The organism is Acinetobacter sp. IK31, assembly GCF_035615195.1.
GTDB lineage: Bacteria > Pseudomonadota > Gammaproteobacteria > Pseudomonadales > Moraxellaceae > Acinetobacter > Acinetobacter calcoaceticus_C.
The window spans coordinates 87119-106017 of record NZ_JANBOB010000030.1; the positions used below are offsets into that span (position 1 = coordinate 87119).

At 40.1% G+C, this 18899-nt stretch carries 15 protein-coding genes, 1 tRNA gene and 1 pseudogene; 14 read left to right on the forward strand and 3 right to left on the reverse strand.

From position 1 onward, the window contains the following. Positions 1 to 113: 113 nt before the first annotated feature. Entirely contained in the window at positions 114 to 1142 is a 1029-nt protein-coding gene (locus MSG66_RS13910) for a LysR family transcriptional regulator (protein WP_324654417.1), read from the reverse strand. Positions 1143 to 1339: 197 nt separating this feature from the next. On the opposite strand from MSG66_RS13910, the gene MSG66_RS13915 reads away from it, so the two are divergent. From MSG66_RS13915 to MSG66_RS13925, 3 genes are read left to right on the forward strand one after another with little or no spacing between them, the layout of a single operon-like run. Beyond that, complete coding sequence (locus MSG66_RS13915) at positions 1340 to 2560, forward strand: efflux RND transporter periplasmic adaptor subunit (RefSeq protein WP_262474295.1); 1221 nt, start codon at positions 1340 to 1342, stop codon at positions 2558 to 2560. 6 nt (positions 2561 to 2566) lie between these two features. Next, positions 2567 to 5743, forward strand: coding sequence for a multidrug efflux RND transporter permease subunit AdeG (adeG, locus tag MSG66_RS13920; protein ID WP_324654418.1), 3177 nt, complete (start codon positions 2567 to 2569; stop codon positions 5741 to 5743). Positions 5744 to 5755: 12 nt separating this feature from the next. After that, entirely contained in the window at positions 5756 to 7231 is a 1476-nt protein-coding gene (locus MSG66_RS13925) for an efflux transporter outer membrane subunit (protein WP_324654419.1), read from the forward strand. 62 nt (positions 7232 to 7293) lie between these two features. On the opposite strand, the gene glyA is transcribed toward MSG66_RS13925, so the two are convergent. Beyond that, complete coding sequence (gene glyA, locus MSG66_RS13930; protein WP_324654420.1) at positions 7294 to 8547, reverse strand: serine hydroxymethyltransferase; 1254 nt, start codon at positions 8545 to 8547, stop codon at positions 7294 to 7296. Positions 8548 to 8606: 59 nt separating this feature from the next. Here glyA and MSG66_RS13935 point away from each other — a divergent pair, with 59 nt between their 5' ends. Further along, positions 8607 to 8768 (forward strand): hypothetical protein, encoded by a 162-nt coding sequence (locus MSG66_RS13935; protein WP_133972494.1) that lies wholly within the window; start codon positions 8607 to 8609, stop codon positions 8766 to 8768. Between the two features lie 23 nt (positions 8769 to 8791). Here MSG66_RS13935 and MSG66_RS13940 read toward each other — a convergent pair whose 3' ends face one another. Then, positions 8792 to 10021, reverse strand: coding sequence for an alpha/beta hydrolase (locus tag MSG66_RS13940; protein WP_133972492.1), 1230 nt, complete (start codon positions 10019 to 10021; stop codon positions 8792 to 8794). 247 nt (positions 10022 to 10268) lie between these two features. Between MSG66_RS13940 and MSG66_RS13945 the strand changes: the two genes are divergently transcribed. The 10 genes and pseudogenes from MSG66_RS13945 (at position 10269) to MSG66_RS13990 (ending at position 18408) form a co-directional block, all read left to right on the forward strand. After that, positions 10269 to 10955, forward strand: coding sequence for a 3'-5' exonuclease (locus MSG66_RS13945; protein ID WP_133972490.1), 687 nt, complete (start codon positions 10269 to 10271; stop codon positions 10953 to 10955). Between the two features lie 148 nt (positions 10956 to 11103). Next, a pseudogene (locus MSG66_RS13950) lies at positions 11104 to 11735 on the forward strand (hypothetical protein). 99 nt (positions 11736 to 11834) lie between these two features. Continuing rightward, a tRNA-Arg gene (locus MSG66_RS13955) sits at positions 11835 to 11911 on the forward strand. Positions 11912 to 12027: 116 nt separating this feature from the next. After that, positions 12028 to 12963 (forward strand): ABC transporter ATP-binding protein, encoded by a 936-nt coding sequence (locus tag MSG66_RS13960; protein WP_003650650.1) that lies wholly within the window; start codon positions 12028 to 12030, stop codon positions 12961 to 12963. Further along, entirely contained in the window at positions 12960 to 13733 is a 774-nt protein-coding gene (locus tag MSG66_RS13965) for an ABC transporter permease (protein WP_262474307.1), read from the forward strand. The genes MSG66_RS13960 and MSG66_RS13965 overlap by 4 nt, the downstream gene beginning before the upstream one ends. Next, positions 13730 to 14542 carry an NADPH-dependent 7-cyano-7-deazaguanine reductase QueF gene (queF, locus tag MSG66_RS13970; RefSeq protein WP_324654421.1) on the forward strand — a complete coding sequence of 271 codons (813 nt, stop codon included), beginning with the start codon at positions 13730 to 13732 and terminating at the stop codon, positions 14540 to 14542. The genes MSG66_RS13965 and queF overlap by 4 nt, the downstream gene beginning before the upstream one ends. 23 nt (positions 14543 to 14565) lie before the next feature. Then, a complete protein-coding gene (locus tag MSG66_RS13975; protein ID WP_003650645.1) occupies positions 14566 to 15216 on the forward strand; it encodes a hypothetical protein in 651 nt (216 codons plus the stop codon). Positions 15217 to 15343: 127 nt separating this feature from the next. Next, the gene (gene rodA, locus MSG66_RS13980) at positions 15344 to 16486 is read left to right on the forward strand and encodes a rod shape-determining protein RodA (protein ID WP_042897214.1); all 1143 of its coding nucleotides are present in this window, start codon (positions 15344 to 15346) and stop codon (positions 16484 to 16486) included. A 19-nt stretch (positions 16487 to 16505) separates the two neighbouring features. Then, positions 16506 to 17507, forward strand: coding sequence for a lytic murein transglycosylase B (mltB, locus tag MSG66_RS13985; RefSeq protein WP_262474313.1), 1002 nt, complete (start codon positions 16506 to 16508; stop codon positions 17505 to 17507). 289 nt (positions 17508 to 17796) lie between these two features. Beyond that, positions 17797 to 18408, forward strand: coding sequence for a septal ring lytic transglycosylase RlpA family protein (locus MSG66_RS13990; RefSeq protein WP_003650639.1), 612 nt, complete (start codon positions 17797 to 17799; stop codon positions 18406 to 18408). Positions 18409 to 18899 lie beyond the last annotated feature (491 nt).

The window sequence follows — 18899 nt, forward strand, 5'->3', positions numbered from 1 at the left end:
CTTCTGCCGAAATAATTGCAATTTTTATACCATAAGTTAAAGAATCAGGAAGATGTCAAAACAGCAGATCTTATTAACCGATTAAATGTTGAAAAATTACTCAAACTGAGAAGTTAATTTTTGAGTGTATAAGCTTCTGCCATATTTTCATTTTCGACCAATGTCCGAATGGTATATTCATGGTTATGTTCTTTGGCACTGGCAAATTCACATTTCTGATCCCATATCATTGAGCAACCACTCAACAATGGACAACCTGCAAATAATTCGGCAACCCAATCAACAAACACACGAACTTTAGGCGATAAATGACGGTTTTGTAGATATACGACTGAAATTGGCATGGGTGCTGGCAACCATTCAGTCAGCACTTCCTTAAGTGTGCCATCCTCCAGATGTTTCGCCACCATATAATATGGGCACTGAATTAAGCCAAAACCCTGTACAGCCAAATCAACATATGAATCACCATCGTTGACAGAAACGCGCCCTTTCACGCCAACGCTATGAATCTCATCATCAACCATAAAATCCCAGTCGATATTACGTCCGGTACGACTATTAAAGTAATGCACGACCTGATGTTTTTGCAGATCATCAATGGTTTGCGGTTCGCCATGTTCCGCCAAGTAACGAGGTGCAGCAACGGTCACACACTGAATTGTTCCGATACGACGGGCAACTAAACTTGAATCTTTTAACTGACCAATACGAATAACACAGTCCACCGCATCTTGCACCAAATCGACTGGGCGATCACTCATTCCAATCACCAAATCAATATCGGGATACTTGGCATGAAAATCACAAAGCATCGGAATGAGAATCAGCCGCCCAATCGAGGCTTTAACATCAATGCGTAGTCGTCCTCGTGGCCCACGTTCCGAATCATGAAAATTCGATTCGACATCTTCAACATCGGCTAAAATTCGTGCAGAACGTTCATAATAAACCGCGCCATCGGGTGTCAAACTGAGTTTACGGGTGGTTCGGTTCAATAACCGAACTTGTAAATGTTTCTCTAAACCCTGAATGGTTGTCGTCACAGAAGCACGCGGTAGGCCTAAACTGTCAGCCGCTAAACTGAAACTATTTGTTTCGACAACTTTGTTAAATACTTTCATGGCATGAAATAGATCCACACGCACACTCCTATCAATGCATTTTTTAATTCAAACACATCAATTGTTATAAAAATACGAATAGTGTTATCGAATTTAATATATTTATTCGTGATTGACAAACTTTTATGCTCCGTTCATTCCATAAACCCTGTTTCTCCCATACGGACCATAACTAAAAGTCTGAAAACAGGTATCCAAATAAGTAGGAGCACCTCATGTCATTTTCTCGCAAACAGTTCGCGCTGTCTGCCATCTTTGTCGCCATTTTGGCAACGGGTGGCAGTTTTATGTTTTTACATAAAAATGCCGATGCAAAAGCTGCACCGACCACAGCCCAACAAGCTGCTACTGTTGATATTTCTAATGTCATCAGCAAAACCATTACCGATTGGCAAGAATATTCCGGTCGCTTAGAAGCTATTGATCAAGTTGATATTCGGCCTCAGGTTTCAGGAAAACTCATTGCCGTACACTTCAAAGATGGTAGTCTGGTTAGAAAAGGCGATTTACTTTTTACCATTGACCCACGTCCTTTCGAAGCAGAACTGAATCGTGCAAAAGCTCAACTTGCTTCAGCCGAAGCGCAAGTCACCTATACAGCAACCAATCTTTCCCGTATTCAGCGTCTAATCCAAAGTAATGCTGTATCACGCCAAGAGCTGGATCTGGCAGAAAATGATGCGCGTTCAGCCAGTGCTAACCTACAAGCAGCCAGAGCAGCCGTTCAATCTGCACGCTTAAATCTGGAATACACACGTATTACTGCACCAGTCAGCGGCCGAATTTCTCGTGCGGAAGTGACCGTGGGCAACGTGGTTTCTGCTGGTAACGGAGCACAAGTTTTAACAAGTTTAGTGTCTGTATCCCGACTCTATGCATCTTTCGATGTTGATGAACAAACCTACCTCAAATACATCAGCAATCAGCGCAATTCAACACAAGTACCAGTCTATATGGGACTTGCCAATGAAACTGGATTTTCTCGTGAGGGAACCATCAACTCAATCGACAATAACCTAGATACAACCTCAGGTACGATTCGTGTTCGTGCGACTTTCGATAATCCAAATGGGGTTTTACTTCCTGGCTTATATGCTCGAATTCGTCTTGGTGGTGGCCAACCTCGTTCAGCAATTCTGATTAGTCCAACAGCTATTGGGGTCGATCAAGATAAACGTTTTGTTGTGGTTGTCGATGCTAAAAATCAAACGGCTTATCGCGAAGTGAAGCTTGGTACACAGCAAGATGGCTTACAAATTATCAATAGCGGTTTACAAGCGGGTGACCGTGTAGTGGTGAATGGTCTACAACGTATTCGACCCGGTGACCCTGTTACGCCGCATCTCGTTCCAATGCCGAATGCACAAATTACTGTAAACACAAACACGCCTCAACCTCAGCCAACAGAAAAAACATCAACTCCGGCAAAAGGTTAATAAAATATGAATATTTCTAAATTTTTTATTGATCGGCCAATCTTTGCAGGTGTGCTATCAGTATTACTTCTACTTGCTGGTTTACTTTCAGTATTTCAGCTACCGATTTCAGAATACCCAGAAGTTGTTCCGCCTTCTGTGGTAGTCCGTGCTCAATATCCAGGTGCAAACCCAAAAGTCATTGCTGAAACTGTTGCCTCTCCACTTGAAGAATCGATCAATGGCGTAGAAGACATGCTGTATATGCAGTCACAGGCCAACAGTGACGGCAACTTAACCATTACGGTGAACTTCAAACTCGGTATCGACCCGGACAAAGCCCAACAACTGGTTCAAAACCGGGTGTCTCAGGCACTGCCACGTTTACCCGAAGACGTACAGCGCTTAGGGGTAACAACTCTAAAAAGCTCACCCACATTAACTATGGTTGTGCATCTGACTTCACCAGATAACCGCTATGATATGACTTATTTACGTAACTATGCCGTACTCAACGTAAAAGACCGTCTGGCACGTTTACAAGGCGTAGGTGAAGTTGGCTTATTTGGTTCGGGTGACTACGCTATGCGTGTGTGGCTCGACCCACAAAAAGTAGCACAACGTAACCTCACAGCCACTGAAATTGTGAATGCAATCCGTGAACAAAACATTCAGGTTGCAGCAGGTACGATTGGTGCCGCACCAACTAATTCACCTGTGCAACTTTCAGTCAATGCTCAAGGTCGTTTAACGACTGAGCAAGAGTTCGCAGATATCATCTTAAAAACTGCACCCGATGGCGCGGTCACCCGCTTGGGTGATGTTGCTCGTGTTGAACTTGCAGCCTCACAATATGGCTTGCGTTCATTGTTAGATAATAAACAAGCTGTTGCGATTCCAATTTTCCAAGCACCGGGTGCTAACGCTTTACAAGTTTCTGATCAAGTGCGCAGCACAATGAAGGAACTTTCAAAAGATTTTCCATCTTCCATTAAATACGACATTGTTTACGACCCAACTCAATTCGTTCGTGCAAGTATTAAAGCAGTTGTTCATACCCTGCTTGAAGCCATCGCACTTGTCGTTTTAGTTGTGATTTTATTCTTACAAACATGGCGTGCCTCTATCATTCCATTGCTTGCAGTACCAGTTTCTATTATTGGTACATTTGCACTTATGCTTGCCTTTGGTTATTCCATCAATGCACTGTCACTGTTTGGGATGGTACTTGCCATCGGAATTGTAGTCGATGACGCGATTGTGGTCGTTGAAAATGTCGAGAGGAATATTGAAGCTGGTTTAAGCCCAAGAGACGCGACCTATCGTGCTATGCGAGAAGTAAGTGGGCCAATTATTGCGATTGCTTTAACTCTTGTTGCTGTGTTTGTTCCACTTGCCTTTATGACAGGTTTAACAGGCCAGTTTTATAAACAATTTGCTATGACTATTGCTATTTCAACAGTCATTTCGGCATTTAACTCGCTTACACTTTCCCCAGCTTTGGCGGCTATGTTACTTAAAGGACATGATGCCAAACCTGATGCATTAACTCGCATTATGAACCGTGTGTTCGGACGTTTCTTTACACTGTTTAACCGCGTATTTTCGCGCACTTCTGATCGTTACAGTCAGGGCGTGAGCCGTGTGATAACTCATAAAGCATCGGCAATGGGTGTCTATGCTGCTCTTCTTGGGTTAACAATAGGCATTTCTTATATTGTCCCTGGTGGTTTCGTACCGGCACAAGATAAACAATATTTAATTAGCTTTGCCCAACTACCTAATGGTGCATCTTTAGACCGTACCGAAGCTGTTATTCGTAAAATGAGTGACGCTGCACTTAAACAACCTGGTGTAGAAAGTGCGGTTGCCTTCCCTGGCCTATCCATTAACGGTTTTACCAACAGTTCAAGCGCTGGTATTGTCTTTGTGACATTAAAACCATTTGATGAACGCAAGGCTAAAGACTTATCTGCAAATGCAATTGCAGGCGCTCTCAACCAGAAATATTCAGCAATTCAAGATGCTTATATTGCAGTTTTCCCACCGCCACCGGTAATGGGTTTAGGTACCATGGGCGGCTTTAAACTCCAACTTGAAGACAGAGGTGCCTTAGGCTATTCAGCCTTGAATGATGCTGCTCAAAACTTTATGAAAGCAGCACAATCAGCCCCTGAACTTGGTCCAATGTTCTCAAGTTATCAAATTAATGTGCCTCAACTTAATGTAGATTTAGATCGTGTTAAAGCTAAGCAGCAAGGTGTCGCTGTAACCGATGTCTTCAATACCATGCAGATTTATTTAGGTTCTCAGTACGTTAACGACTTTAACCGCTTTGGACGTGTTTATCAGGTTCGAGCACAAGCCGATGCACCTTTCCGTGCTAATCCTGAAGATATTTTGCAGCTTAAAACCCGCAACAGTGCCGGACAAATGGTACCGTTATCTTCATTGGTGAATGTAACTCAGACTTATGGTCCTGAAATGGTAGTTCGTTATAACGGCTACACATCAGCTGATATTAACGGCGGTCCTGCACCGGGCTATTCATCTAGCCAAGCCGAGGCTGCTGCTGAACGTATTGCCGCACAAACTTTGCCGCGTGGTATCAAGTTTGAATGGACTGATTTAACTTACCAAAAAATCTTGGCAGGTAATGCAGGACTTTGGGTCTTCCCGATTAGTGTATTACTCGTATTTTTGGTATTGGCAGCTCAATATGAAAGTCTAACTTTACCTTTAGCTGTGATTTTGATTGTACCAATGGGAATCTTGGCAGCTCTGACAGGTGTCTGGCTGACAGGTGGAGATAACAATATCTTTACTCAAATTGGTCTAATGGTACTGGTCGGGCTGGCCTGTAAAAATGCCATCTTAATTGTCGAGTTTGCACGGGAACTCGAAATGCAAGGCGCAACTGCGTTTAAAGCGGCGGTTGAAGCAAGTCGACTACGTTTACGTCCAATTTTAATGACTTCAATTGCCTTCATTATGGGTGTTGTACCGTTAGTCACTTCTACGGGTGCCGGTTCTGAAATGCGCCATGCCATGGGTGTTGCCGTGTTCTTCGGCATGATCGGCGTGACACTGTTTGGATTATTCCTGACCCCAGCATTTTATGTCCTGATTCGTACATTGAGTAAACATAAATTGCACTCGGCCGCTGTTCATGAAGCACCACTAGCCAACCCACATGATCACTAAGGAGGACATTTGATGACAGCATTGAAACAGAAATGGTTAGTGTCCTCAGTCATGGGAAGCCTGCTCCTTGCAGGCTGCTCATTGGCTCCGGAATATCAACCTGCAAAAGTCATAGTTCCTGTTAAATTTAAAGAATCTGACCAAAAACTTGAAGATAACAACTGGAAAATTGCTCAACCTGCCGATGCACAATCTCGTGGCGAATGGTGGCGTGTTTTTAATGATGCGCAGTTAAACGAACTAGAGCAACAAGCAATTGCTGGAAATCAGAGCCTTAAAGCCGCAGCAGCCAATATTCAGGCTTCACGCGCTTTAAGATCGGCTGCGCAAGCAGAACGCTTGCCTAGTATTGGTGCTGGCTTTGGACCAACACGACAAAAGCCTTCTCCTGCTTCATTAGGTTTAGATGAAAATGCTCATACTTCTGCACAAACCTTATGGCGTGCGCAAGCGAATATTTCATATGAACTTGATTTATTTGGTCGTATTGCCAGTAGCGTTAATGCAGCGACGGCCAATGTACAGCAACAAGAAGCTTTATATCAATCGGCTCTACTCGCGCTACAAGCAGATGTTGCTCAAGGTTATTTTCTGATACGCCAGTTAGACGCTGAACAAGCAATTTATAATCGTACAATTAAGCTGCTTGGCGAGACACGAGACTTAGTTCAAACACGTTTTCGTAATGGTTTAGTCAGCGAGCTAGATGTTTTCCGTGCACAAACTGAACTGGCTACAGCCCAAACTAATGCATTAAATATTGCTCGTAATCGAGCGAGTGCAGAACATGCGCTTGCAGTATTGCTAGGGAAAACACCAGCTGACTTCAGCTTAGCTGCTCAGCCATTAACTACAAACAGTATTCGCCTTCCAGCTGGTTTACCCTCTGCTTTACTTGAGCGGAGGCCAGATATTGCCGCCGCAGAACGCGCAATGGCAGCAGATAATGCCCGAATTGGCATTGCTCGCGCTGCTTTTTTCCCCAAGTTAGATCTGACAGGCGCTCTTGGCTATGAGTCATCAAGTTTAGGTGATTTAGGCAAATGGTCGAGTCGTACATTTTTGCTTGGTCCAGTCGCGGGTACAATCTTATCTTTACCGCTATTTGACGGGGGGCAGCGTAAAGCTGGAGTTGCTCAAGCGCGAGCAGCTTATGAAGAAAGCATCGCAAATTATAGACAAACAGTGCTGAATGCATTTCGTGAAGTTGAAAATGGTTTGTCCGATCAACGTATTCTTGATCAGCAAATTCAAGCTCAGAATCAAGCCCTCTCTTCTTCACGTCACGCAAATCAACTCTCACATTTACGTTATCGAGAAGGCGCTATCAGCTATCTAGATGTAATTGATTCTGACCGTACTATTTTGCAACAAGAGCAACTTTCTGCTCAACTTAATGGTAGTAGAGTCATTGCCAGTGTAGATTTAATCCGCGCATTAGGTGGTGGATGGCATAATACCGAGTCATCGGTAAAATCTAAAAGTTAATTCTCACATAATTAACTTGATATAAAAAAAGCGCCATATGGCGCTTTTTTTATATCTACAACTTATTGTGCATATACAGGGAATTTTGCACAAACAGTTTCAACTTTCGCTTTTACGTCAGCAATAACTTTTTCGTCACCTTTGCTGTCGATTACATCAGCAATCCAACCAGCAAGTTCACGAACTTCAGCTTCACCGAAACCACGAGTTGTTACCGCTGGAGTACCGATACGGATACCAGAAGTCACAAATGGAGAACGTGGGTCATTTGGAACTGAGTTTTTGTTAACAGTAATGTGAGCAGCACCTAACCAAGCATCAGCTTCTTTACCAGTTACGTCTTGTTTGATTAAAGATAACAAGAACAAGTGATTGTCAGTACCGCCAGAAACAACGTCATAACCACGAGCGATTAATACTTCAGCCATAGCTTGAGCATTTTTCACAACTTGTTGTTGGTAAGTTTTAAAGTCATCAGACATCGCTTCTTTGAAGCAGATTGCTTTAGCAGCAATCGCATGCATCAAAGGACCACCTTGGTTACCAGGGAATACAGCTGATTGAAGTTTTTTCTCGATTTCTTCATTCGCTTTCGCAAGGATTAAACCAGAACGCGGACCACGAAGTGTTTTGTGAGTCGTAGTTGTTGTTACGTCAGCAATTTGTACTGGGTTTGGATATACACCAGCAGCAACTAGACCAGCAACGTGAGCCATATCAACAAACAGGTAAGCGTCAACTTTGTCCGCGATGTCACGGAAACGTTGCCAATCCACAACACGGCTGTAAGCAGAGAAACCAGCAACGATCATACGTGGCTTGTGCTCTAATGCTAAACGTTCAACTTCTTCATAATCGATCTCACCTGTTTCAGAGTTTAGACCGTATTGAACTGCATTATAAGTTTTACCAGAGAAGCTTACTTTTGCACCGTGAGTCAAGTGACCACCGTGAGCCAAGCTCATACCTAAAACAGTATCGCCTGGGTTAAGAAGCGCTAGATAAACAGCAGAGTTAGCTTGTGAGCCAGCGTGTGGTTGAACGTTTGCGTAATCTGCACCAAAAAGTTCTTTAGCACGATCAATCGCCATTTGCTCAATGACATCCACATATTCGCAACCGCCATAATAGCGTTTACCTGGATAACCTTCTGCATATTTGTTCGTAAGTTTTGATCCTTGCGCTTCCATCACAGCAGGAGAGCAATAGTTTTCAGATGCAATTAACTCGATATGTGCTTCTTGACGCTCACCTTCAGAAGCAATTGCTTGAGCTAATTCTGGATCAAATTCAGAAATGGAAATATTGGCAAACATTAGCGGGGGTCCTATAAGTAGGGCTTTTAAGCCGTGCTAAGATTGCGACATATTGTAGCATGAAGTTTATAATTAAACAGAATCAAGTTAGCTCAGTTTTAAATAAAAATGGCTCAAGTTTTATAAAAAATGAGCCATTGTTTATAAATCAATTAAAAAGCTCGCTTAAAGCTTATATTTTTAAATTTCCCATCATTAACTTTATCTTACAACATTGTTAAAAATACTTTAAATATCAATAGCTCTATTGCGCTGTTAGTAAAATTTGAACATTGCCAACAATGTTGTCCACATTACTACTCATTGCTGTCCCATGGTCCCAGTTACCCGTCACATAACTATTAATTTTAGTACCTACGACAGTGGCATTAGATATCAAGATATCCGTTGCTACTTTAGGTACTGTGGTATCGCCCAACCCTTGATAAATAATGATTGGTGTAGTGACTTTGGCTTGTAGCGGCTGCGAATCTTTATCTAAAAAGGTTTTAACTAACGGTACGGCCATAAAATTAGGCTGTGTGCGTGTGTAGTCATCCAGTGTTCCATTATGTTTTGTAGCATAATCTGTCATGTCAGCTCCAAAGGCTTGCCCCAATGGTCCAGAACAAATCGTTTCTGCTTGTGCTGCAATACCTGAGATTTGCGAAGTAAATACTTGCCCATAATCAAAGCTCGGCTGTGTGTTACGCATCCCTGCTGTAACCAAAGCTGTATATGTATTAAGTTGTGCATACATTGGGATCTTTTTATCCAAGGTTGCATTCGCAACAGATTGCTCTCCAGCAATTAAAATAAAACCCAAATTAGAGGCTGGCGCTACCGCTACCGTACCTTTATAGTCTAGCTGCGCACGACTCGCATATTGCGCAGCACCCAGCGCAGCATGCCCACCTTGTGAATGCCCTACTGTCATCCATTTTTTTGACGTTAACAAATTACGTTGTGTTAAGTAGTTACGCGCTGCAACCACAGCATCTGTAATTGAAAAGGCCTCGCTTTTAACATTTAAAAATGGGTGGATTCCTGGTGTCCCCAAGCCTTCATAGTCAGGTGCTACAACAACATAACCTGCTGCAAGTAATTTACTAATTAAATCTTTTGTACTGTCTGCTAAAGCGGCTTTACTTGGCGCACAAGCATCTGCAACACCTGTGGTTCCATGTGCCCAAACCACAATTGGCCAACCACCTACTGGTGGCGGTGTATTTGGTGTGAATACTAGACTAGTTGCCTGCACTTCTTGTCCACTTTGGCCCAACATTTTATAAGTCAAAATACTACTTTCAGCAGCAACTGATCCTAAATTGGTACTTGTGTAAGCATCAACTTTAACAACTGGATTTTGAATATTATTGTTTGGAGTACCTGATGGATCAACAATTGGTGAGTCATCATCACTGCTCCCTCCTCCACAGGCGACTAAAAATAAACTCGTGCTAAGAACGCTCGTCATTAATAGTTTCATTTTCATTGCTATATCCCTTAAATTCCATTTTTGTTGTGCTTTAGTTTTTTAATCAACATTTTAAATGTCTTAAAAAGAATTACGCCTAATCTTTATTTTCCGCAAGTTATATTTGATGAAAATATACACTGAATATTCTAATTTTTTAATCTAAATTACCCTTGTAGACTGCTTTCTATATTACTTCAGGTTTTAAAGTGAATAGCCAGCTGTTACCATTCATAACTATTCGTAATTGTTTGAAGGGCCAAATATGCAAGCCATTATTTTAGATACAGAAACTCATACACTAAATGGTTTGCCTATTGAAATTGCGTACGCCCCGATTGAACTTAATGGAGGCAAGCTCACCTTAGATAAAAGCAAATTGTTTGATCAGCTCTATCAGGTCGGTGCCCCTATCTCTTATGCTGCGATGGCAGTACACCACATATTAGAAACAGATTTAGAAAACCAGCCACACTATAAAACCTTTAAATTGCCAGAAAGTACGACTTATATTATTGGTCATAATATTGATTACGATATTGCCGCGATTGCTCGTTGTGGCGTAGATGTATCGAATATTAAACCGATTTGTACTTTAGCTTTAGCGCGCAAAGTTTGGGCAGATGCAGAAGCTCATAATATCTCAGCACTGATCTATATGATTTCTCAAGGCAGCAGTAAAGCTCGGGAAATGCTTAAAGGTGCTCACCGTGCCGATGCCGATATTATTTTAACTGCTAATATTTTGATGCATATTGTCTATCATTTAAATATTCAAGATATTGAAGAGCTTTACCGAGTTTCTGAAGAAGCACGTATCCCTACTACGGTTAACTTTGGTAAACATAAAGGCACAGCAATTGCTGAACTTCCTAAAGACTATATTCAATGGTTATTACGCCAAGATGAGCTTGATGTCTATCTTCGCAAAGCATTAGAAAGTGCCTTTTAATAATTTAACCAAATGATATTTATAGATTATTCATCATATTGTCATTTTTAGGTTTTATTGTTAACCCCATTTATATTTTATTAAAAACAGTACTGTTCGACTCAGAAGATTGAACAGTCTGATTTATTTTTTATATTGGGGAAAAGTAATGGCTGGTTTTTATAGAACCAATTTGGGAAGAGTTGCGCTTCAACAACGCAATATTGTTTTAAATGCAAAACAAAGACGTTTATTACTATTAATAGACCATGAAGATTTTCAAAACTTAAATGGTGAATTTAAAAAGCGTATTGCATCTCCAGAACTGATTCAACAGCTTATTGAGTTACAACTTATTGCCCCAATTGCTTCTACCGAAACATCTACTGGTGAAGAAATTATTTTTAAAACATTAGTAATAAATAAAGTAGAAGAAAATCAAAAAGAATCTGTTGATAGCTCTATACCACATTCTCCGCATCTTGTTGAAGAAATCCAGCTTTCCGAGCAAAAACTTTAGATCAGTCCTCTACTACATATTTTCAACCAGCAACTCCTTCTCAGACTCTTTCTTTCGAAGAAATACAACAGTTAATGATAAAAACACTTGCCGAACATTGTGGGCTTATGACTAAACCGCTTATTTTAAAAATAGAGAAAATTACAACAATACAAGAGCTTAAAATATGCCAAATACAATGGATTACCAGTTTACAGGAATCACGTATTTCTCCTAATCAACTTGCCCACGCCTTGCATACAATTAACTATTCAATTCGGCTTATTCAACAAAGCATATAAATATTAAAGAAAATGCTGTTTAATTAAGCATTAAACTCATTTTGCATGTATTTCATGCTTTACCTGCAAGTGTTTTTTTCCTATGATGTGCCCCAGCATGCGCTCGTAGCTCAGTTGGATAGAGTACAGGTTTCCGAAACCTGGGGTCGTGGGTTCGATCCCCGCCGGGCGCACCAGCTTTTATATAATAATTTCTAAATTTATCTTAATTTTATAAAATTCCGACTATTTTACTTGGTTTATTAATCATTATCGCTCAAAATATACCCCTCTTTCATAATGTGAGAATTTCATGACTGATGCTTTGGTTTTAAGAGATTTGTCCAAAACATATCGTAATGGTTTTCAGGCGTTAAAAGGTATTAACCTCACTGTGCCTGAAGGTGAATTTTATGCGTTGTTAGGCCCAAATGGTGCCGGCAAATCAACAACCATTGGTATTATCAGCTCGCTCACGAAAAAAACCTCAGGAACAGTTGAGATTTTTGGGCATAATCTTGACACTCACCCATCCCTAGCAAAACAGCAGCTTGGCGTCGTTCCTCAAGAATTTAACTTTGGTCAGTTTGAAAAAACATTCGATATTTTAGTCACTCAAGCTGGCTATTACGGTATCCATAAAAAGATTGCAGAAAAACGTGCCGAACATTATTTAGAAAAACTCGGTCTGTGGGAAAAACGTAATATACAAGCGCGTATGCTGTCTGGTGGAATGAAGCGTCGTCTGATGATTGCCCGTGCCATGATGCATGAGCCTAAACTTCTTATTCTAGATGAACCTACTGCGGGTGTAGATATCGAATTACGCCGTTCTATGTGGGATTTTCTGACCGAAATGAACGAAAGCGGTACTTCTATTATTTTAACGACTCACTATTTAGAAGAAGCAGAAATGTTGTGTCGTCGCATTGCGATTATTGACCGCGGTGTAATTAAAGAAGACACCAGCATGAAGAGCTTCCTGAATCAGCTCAATGAAGAGTCATTTATCTTCGATTTAGCCGAACCGATTGGGCCGCTCCAGTTAAACATTATTGGTGTCAAGTTCAACTTAATTGATAGCAATACTTTAGAAGTAACGATGGATAGAGCACATACATTGAATGACCTATTCCAGCTATTAGAATCTCAAGGTATTCGTGTTCATAGTATGCGTAATAAATCGAACCGTTTAGAAGAATTATTTGTCAAAATGGTCGAGAAAAATCTTGAAGGAGAGGCAAAATGAATTTTAGCCAACTGCAAATTGCTCTCTGGACCATCGTTCGTAAAGAAGTACGCCGTTTTCTACGCATTTGGCCACAAACCTTATTACCACCGGCAATTACAATGAGTTTGTACTTCGTCATTTTTGGTAATTTGGTTGGTTCACGCATTGGACAAATGGGTGGCGTGAGCTATATGCAATTTATTGTGCCTGGCTTAATTATGATGGCTGTCATTACTAATAGTTATGCCAACGTGTCTTCCAGTTTCTTTAGCGTAAAATTCCAAAAAAGCATTGAAGAACTCATCATGAGTCCTGTGCCACTACATATTATTTTGTGGGGCTATGTGATTGGTGGTATTTGCCGTGGGGTATTGGTTGGTACAATTGTGACTGCAATGAGCATGTTCTTTACTGACCTTTTCATACATAACTGGTTCGTAACTATATATACAGTCTTAATTACTTCGGTTCTTTTCTCATTAGGTGGTTTTATTAATGCAGTCTATGCAAAATCATTTGATGATATTTCTATTATTCCAACCTTTGTTCTTACACCTTTAACCTATTTAGGTGGTGTGTTTTATGCCATTAGTGCACTTGGTCCTTTTTGGCAAAAACTTTCTTTAATTAATCCTATTGTTTATATGGTTAATGCTTTCCGTTTCGGCATTTTAGGTCATAGTGATGTGAATGTTTCATTCTCTTTAATCATTGTGACATCATGCTGTGTTCTACTTTACGGAATTGCTTACTATTTACTTGCTCGTGGTTCAGGAATGCGTGAATGAGTGTCGAACAATCCTTATTGGGGAAAGAAACCCAATATCCAACTAATTATCAACCTGATGTTTTATTTCCAATTGCCCGTGCTCAGTCTCGTGAAAGCTACTCGCATATTGAAGGCATTACCCAAGGTAAAGATTGGTGGCATGTTTTTGAAATCTCATGGTTAAATGCTCATGCTATTCCGCAAGTTGCAATTGGCAGAATTACACTGCCCGCTTCTTCGCCAAATTTAATTGAGTCAAAATCATTAAAACTTTACTTCAATAGTCTTAATTTCACTCAGTTTGATTCTAAACAAATCTTCATTGAAACTGTTGAAAAAGACCTATCGGCGGCAGCGGGTGCAAAAGTTGAGTTAACCCTATTTCAGGTTGATGATTTAGAGATTTCTAAACCTCAAGGCATTTGTATCGATGACCTTGCTCCAGAACGTTTAGAACAACATCCAGATGCGACCCTTTTAAAACGAGATGAGACTGGTGAAGAAGTTGAAATTGAATTGTATTCTCATCTTTTGAGAAGTAACTGCCCAGTCACGGGACAGCCTGATTGGGGTACAGTTTTTATCCGTTTTAAAGGCAAAAAACCTTGTTATCGTAGTGTTTTAGCTTATATTATCTCGTACCGTCAGCATAACGGCTTTCACGAACAGTGTGTCGAGCAGATATTTGCCGATATTTGGCAAAATCTAGAGCCTGAAAAGCTGATGGTTTATGCAACTTATACTCGTCGCGGCGGACTTGATATTAACCCCTGCCGAGTATCGGATCTTTCATGGATGCCAAAACCGATTCGATTGGCACGACAATAAAACGAATAATTTGAGGATACACCATGCCGTTTTTTGGTTTTACCCCTTCTGAAGGCTTATTAAACGATATGCAAACTGGAATTGCGAATAAAAATTCTAGTGAACCTTTATATCCACTTCGCGATAAGATTGCTTTACAACTGAATGAAGAAATTATTAATAATGTCTTAATTAAGTTAGTTCAGCATTTCCCTGCAAGTGAAAAACGTGATACTGCCGAAAAACTAGCAGGCTATGTCAAATCAACTGTTGCTGTTCTTTTAAAGCAATTATTAAGCAAAGCGCCAAATGATGTGGTTAAACAGTCAGTAGAATTTTCTGAAAAAAGCTTATTTAAAGACCCACAAGGCCAATATAAAGTAGGCGTAAATTTAGATGCAGGTTTAGTGACTAACCTTAAGCATAACTTTGCTGAGCTTGAAGCTGGCAATGATATTAATAAAGCCGCTTTAGCTGAATTATATAAACAATTCGGCGATGCCATGATCAAACACTTCATGTCTGATTTTAATAAAACATTAGACCTTGGCATGATCAAGCGTAAAGCAGCCGACATTGGTGCAGCAGCCGTAACAAAAGCTGTTCACATTGCAATCGATAAACTGATTCCAAGCTTAAATCGCACTGAACTGAAAGCGATGGCTGAATACCATGATGGCCTATTCTTTAACTAATAAAAAATAGACTATCGAAAACCTAGCGCGAGCTAGGTTTTTTTATTGCAAAATATTGATATACATTGCCATTAACCAAGTTTATGTTAGCATGCGCCAAGCACTGATTGACCTTAGTTAACGCCGCATGTCTCCTAGCCCACAATATAAATTTTTACGCCAAGCTCCTCGAGATGGTCTTAGCACCGCTATGCAACCATCAAAGTGGCAACAACTCCATGTTGACCCTTGGTTATGCCTATTTCTGCTCTTAAATGCTTTATTAGGTTTAACCGTACTATATAGTGCTTCTGCACAGGATGTGGGGTTAGTGAGTAAACAAGCCATGAGTTTTGGTATTGGCTTTTTAGTTATGTTTGGTCTAGCCCAAATTCCGCCCAAGGTCTATCAAGCTTTTTCACCATATTTTTATTTGTTTGGCTTATTTTCACTTGTGGCAGTCATGGTGTTTGGTGAAGTCCGAATGGGTGCTCAGCGCTGGATTGATATTCCCGGTGTCGGAAGTGTCCAACCCAGTGAGTTCATGAAAATCGGCATGCCCATGATGGTTGCATGGTTCTTAGCACGAAAACCCCTTCCCCCTAGCTTTTCACAAGTTGTTTTATCATTAATGTTAATTGGTATTCCTTTTTTATTAATTGCAGAACAACCAGATTTAGGGACCTCAGTGTTGGTGCTAGCAAGTGGCATATTTGTCTTATTTTTAAGTGGACTATCATGGCGTATGATCGGTGCCGCAGGAGCTTGTGCTGCGGTCATTATTCCGATTGCTTGGGAATTTCTTTTACACGACTATCAACGTCAAAGGGTTTTAACGTTGCTTGATCCAGAGGCAGATGCGCTCGGTACAGGTTGGAATATTATTCAATCTAAAACTGCAATTGGTTCTGGTGGTTTTTCAGGTAAAGGATTTCTTGAAGGAACTCAATCACATTTGCACTTTTTACCCGAAGGTCATACCGACTTTATTATTGCTGCGTATTCCGAAGAATTTGGGCTCATCGGTGTACTTATTTTAGTTATTCTTTATTTTGCTATTATTTTTAGAACATTCCAAATCGGTTTACAAAGCTTCCATAACTATGGACGTTTAGTTGCTGGCGCCTTTGGTTTGTCTTTTTTTGTTTATGTATTTGTAAATGCGGGAATGGTCAGTGGTATTTTACCTGTAGTAGGTGTTCCTTTACCTTTTATGAGTTATGGCGGAACAGCTATTATTACTTTAATGGCCACTTTTGGTTTAGTCATGTCCATTCATACACATCGATAATCTGGAATTTAAAAACGATATGTTGTCTCAACACTTAAATAAAACTTTAAAAATGCTCGCTTTGTGTACTGGTTTAATCAGTACAAGTCATTTCGCTCAGGCCAACGATTTTGCAACACATCCTGATTATGTAAATTTTAAACAAAAAACCATGAGCGCTTATGGGTTAAGTGGCGATCAGGTTGATGCGGCCATGAATGGTGCAAAAAATTTACCAAATATTCTAAATATTATGACTCGACCAGGTGAAAGTAAACCTTGGTATGACTATCGTTCTATGTTTTTGGTTGAAGGAACAATTCAACGTGGTGTCCGTTTCAAAAACCAATATACAGATGCTTTAAACCGTGCTGAACAACAATATGGTGTACCTCAGGCTGTCATTTTAGGTATTTTGGGTGTTGAGACAGGTTATGGCGCGAATAAAGGTTCTTTTATTACACGTGATGCCTTAGCCACACTTGCTTTTGGCTACCCTCGCCGCGCTGAATATTTTGGTGATGAGCTAGCTGCCCTTATTGCATGGACTTATAAAGAAGGCTACCCAACAAATAGTATTGTAGGTTCATACGCAGGTGCAATTGGCTATCCACAATTTATGCCGAGCAATATTAGTAAATATGGGGTCGATTATGACGGTAATGGGCATATCGACTTAAGAAACTCTGCGGAAGATGCAATTGGTTCAATCGCAAACTACTTAGCAAAACAAGGATGGCAACGCGATCAACCTATCGGCTTTATGGCACGTTACACGGGATCAAATCCGGAAAGTATTATTGCTAAAGATTTAACTCAGCCTTTTCCATATGGTGCATTAAAGACACTAGGGATTTCACCCTTAAATCCTTTAGTTAAAATTGATGATCTGGATATGGTGAATGTTATTCAATTACAAGACTATAACGGTCCAATTTACTATTTAACTTACCCGAATTTTCAAGTAATTACGACCTATAATAAAAGCCGTATGTATGCGACTGCTGTATGGTTATTAGGCACTGAAGTGGCTAGCCGATAGGCTAGCTTTTTTATAAGTTATGTAAAAGTCAATAAATATTTTTGTTAAATAGATCACAATATGCACAAATTTAATATTTTGTTACACTTTTGATTATTTTTTAACCTACAACTGTAAGTTTTTGCCCTTTTTGTAACGATTTCTCGTTAAAGACTAGACACTCTCCGTAAGCGATGAATATTATCCACCCCAATGTAGCAATTGCAAAAGTGAATAATCAGACATGTTCACTTTAAATTTCAGCCCATAGCTGAAAGAAAAAAGTACATGTTCTCAGGAGTTTATACAAATGCAGTTATCGCTGAAATACGTTCTTGCACTGACGGCTAGTTTAAGCATGGCCCCATTGCACGCTGAAATGGTGCAATCATCATCATTAAATAGTGATGTAGATGGCTCTAATTTAGCAGCTCGTGTATTGAGTAAAGATACTCAAAATTTTAATTCTCGTTTTTCTAACATTAACAGTCTTTCAATCACTGAACGTTCTGGCGATCAAATCCGTCGTCAAGCGATCGCAGCAAAAATTGAAATCCCTGAAGATGAGCCTTCAGTGATTGAAAAACTTAACACAGTAGCTTCAAACACTGTTCGTAAGTTTAGCCAAACTGGCATGGCTTCATGGTATGGTCGTCAATTCCATGGACGCAAAACAGCAAGTGGTGACACATTCGATATGAATGCTCTCACTGCTGCTCACCGTAGCCTACCATTGAACTGTTACATCCGTGTAACCAACAAAGACAATGGTAAAAGTGTGGTTGTAAAAGTAAATGACCGTGGTCCTTTCCATGGCAATCGTGTACTTGACCTATCATACGGTGCAGCTAAACGTCTTGGCATTACCAATGCTGGAACTGCAAAAGTAAATATTGAACGTGTTGATGGTCCAACTTCATAAGTTATAGCCTCTAGAGTTCATGTAAAAAGCCGCAATTTTTTTTGCGGCTTTTTTTATGTTTTAAACTATAAAAATAATTTCTAACTTAAGTTAAAAAATTTCTTTTTTTAGCCCTTCCCCAACCTTAAATTTGAATATTTTTTACACAAAAAAGTAGGTTTATTTTATCCAAGCTTATTTCGCTTCTAAATTGCGTTTAGATCAACTTTATTAAATTTAAGCTACCCCAGTACCATTTTCCTAAAATCAGGGCTATTTATGGCGTTTTTAGAGCAGATGAGCAGAGCTTTTTCATACAATTTTCCCACCTATCTCAAAATTACACTTTTTTTGATGATTTCATCATCTAGCAACCTATAAAAAATATTCTGAAATATTGCATCGTTCTCAAGGTTACATTGAGTACTTTTTCAACAACCAAAACATTACGTTTTTCTCATGCTTTTAAAAGCCCCTATTGCTAAGTTTCTATAGTTGAATAGTATCGGTTT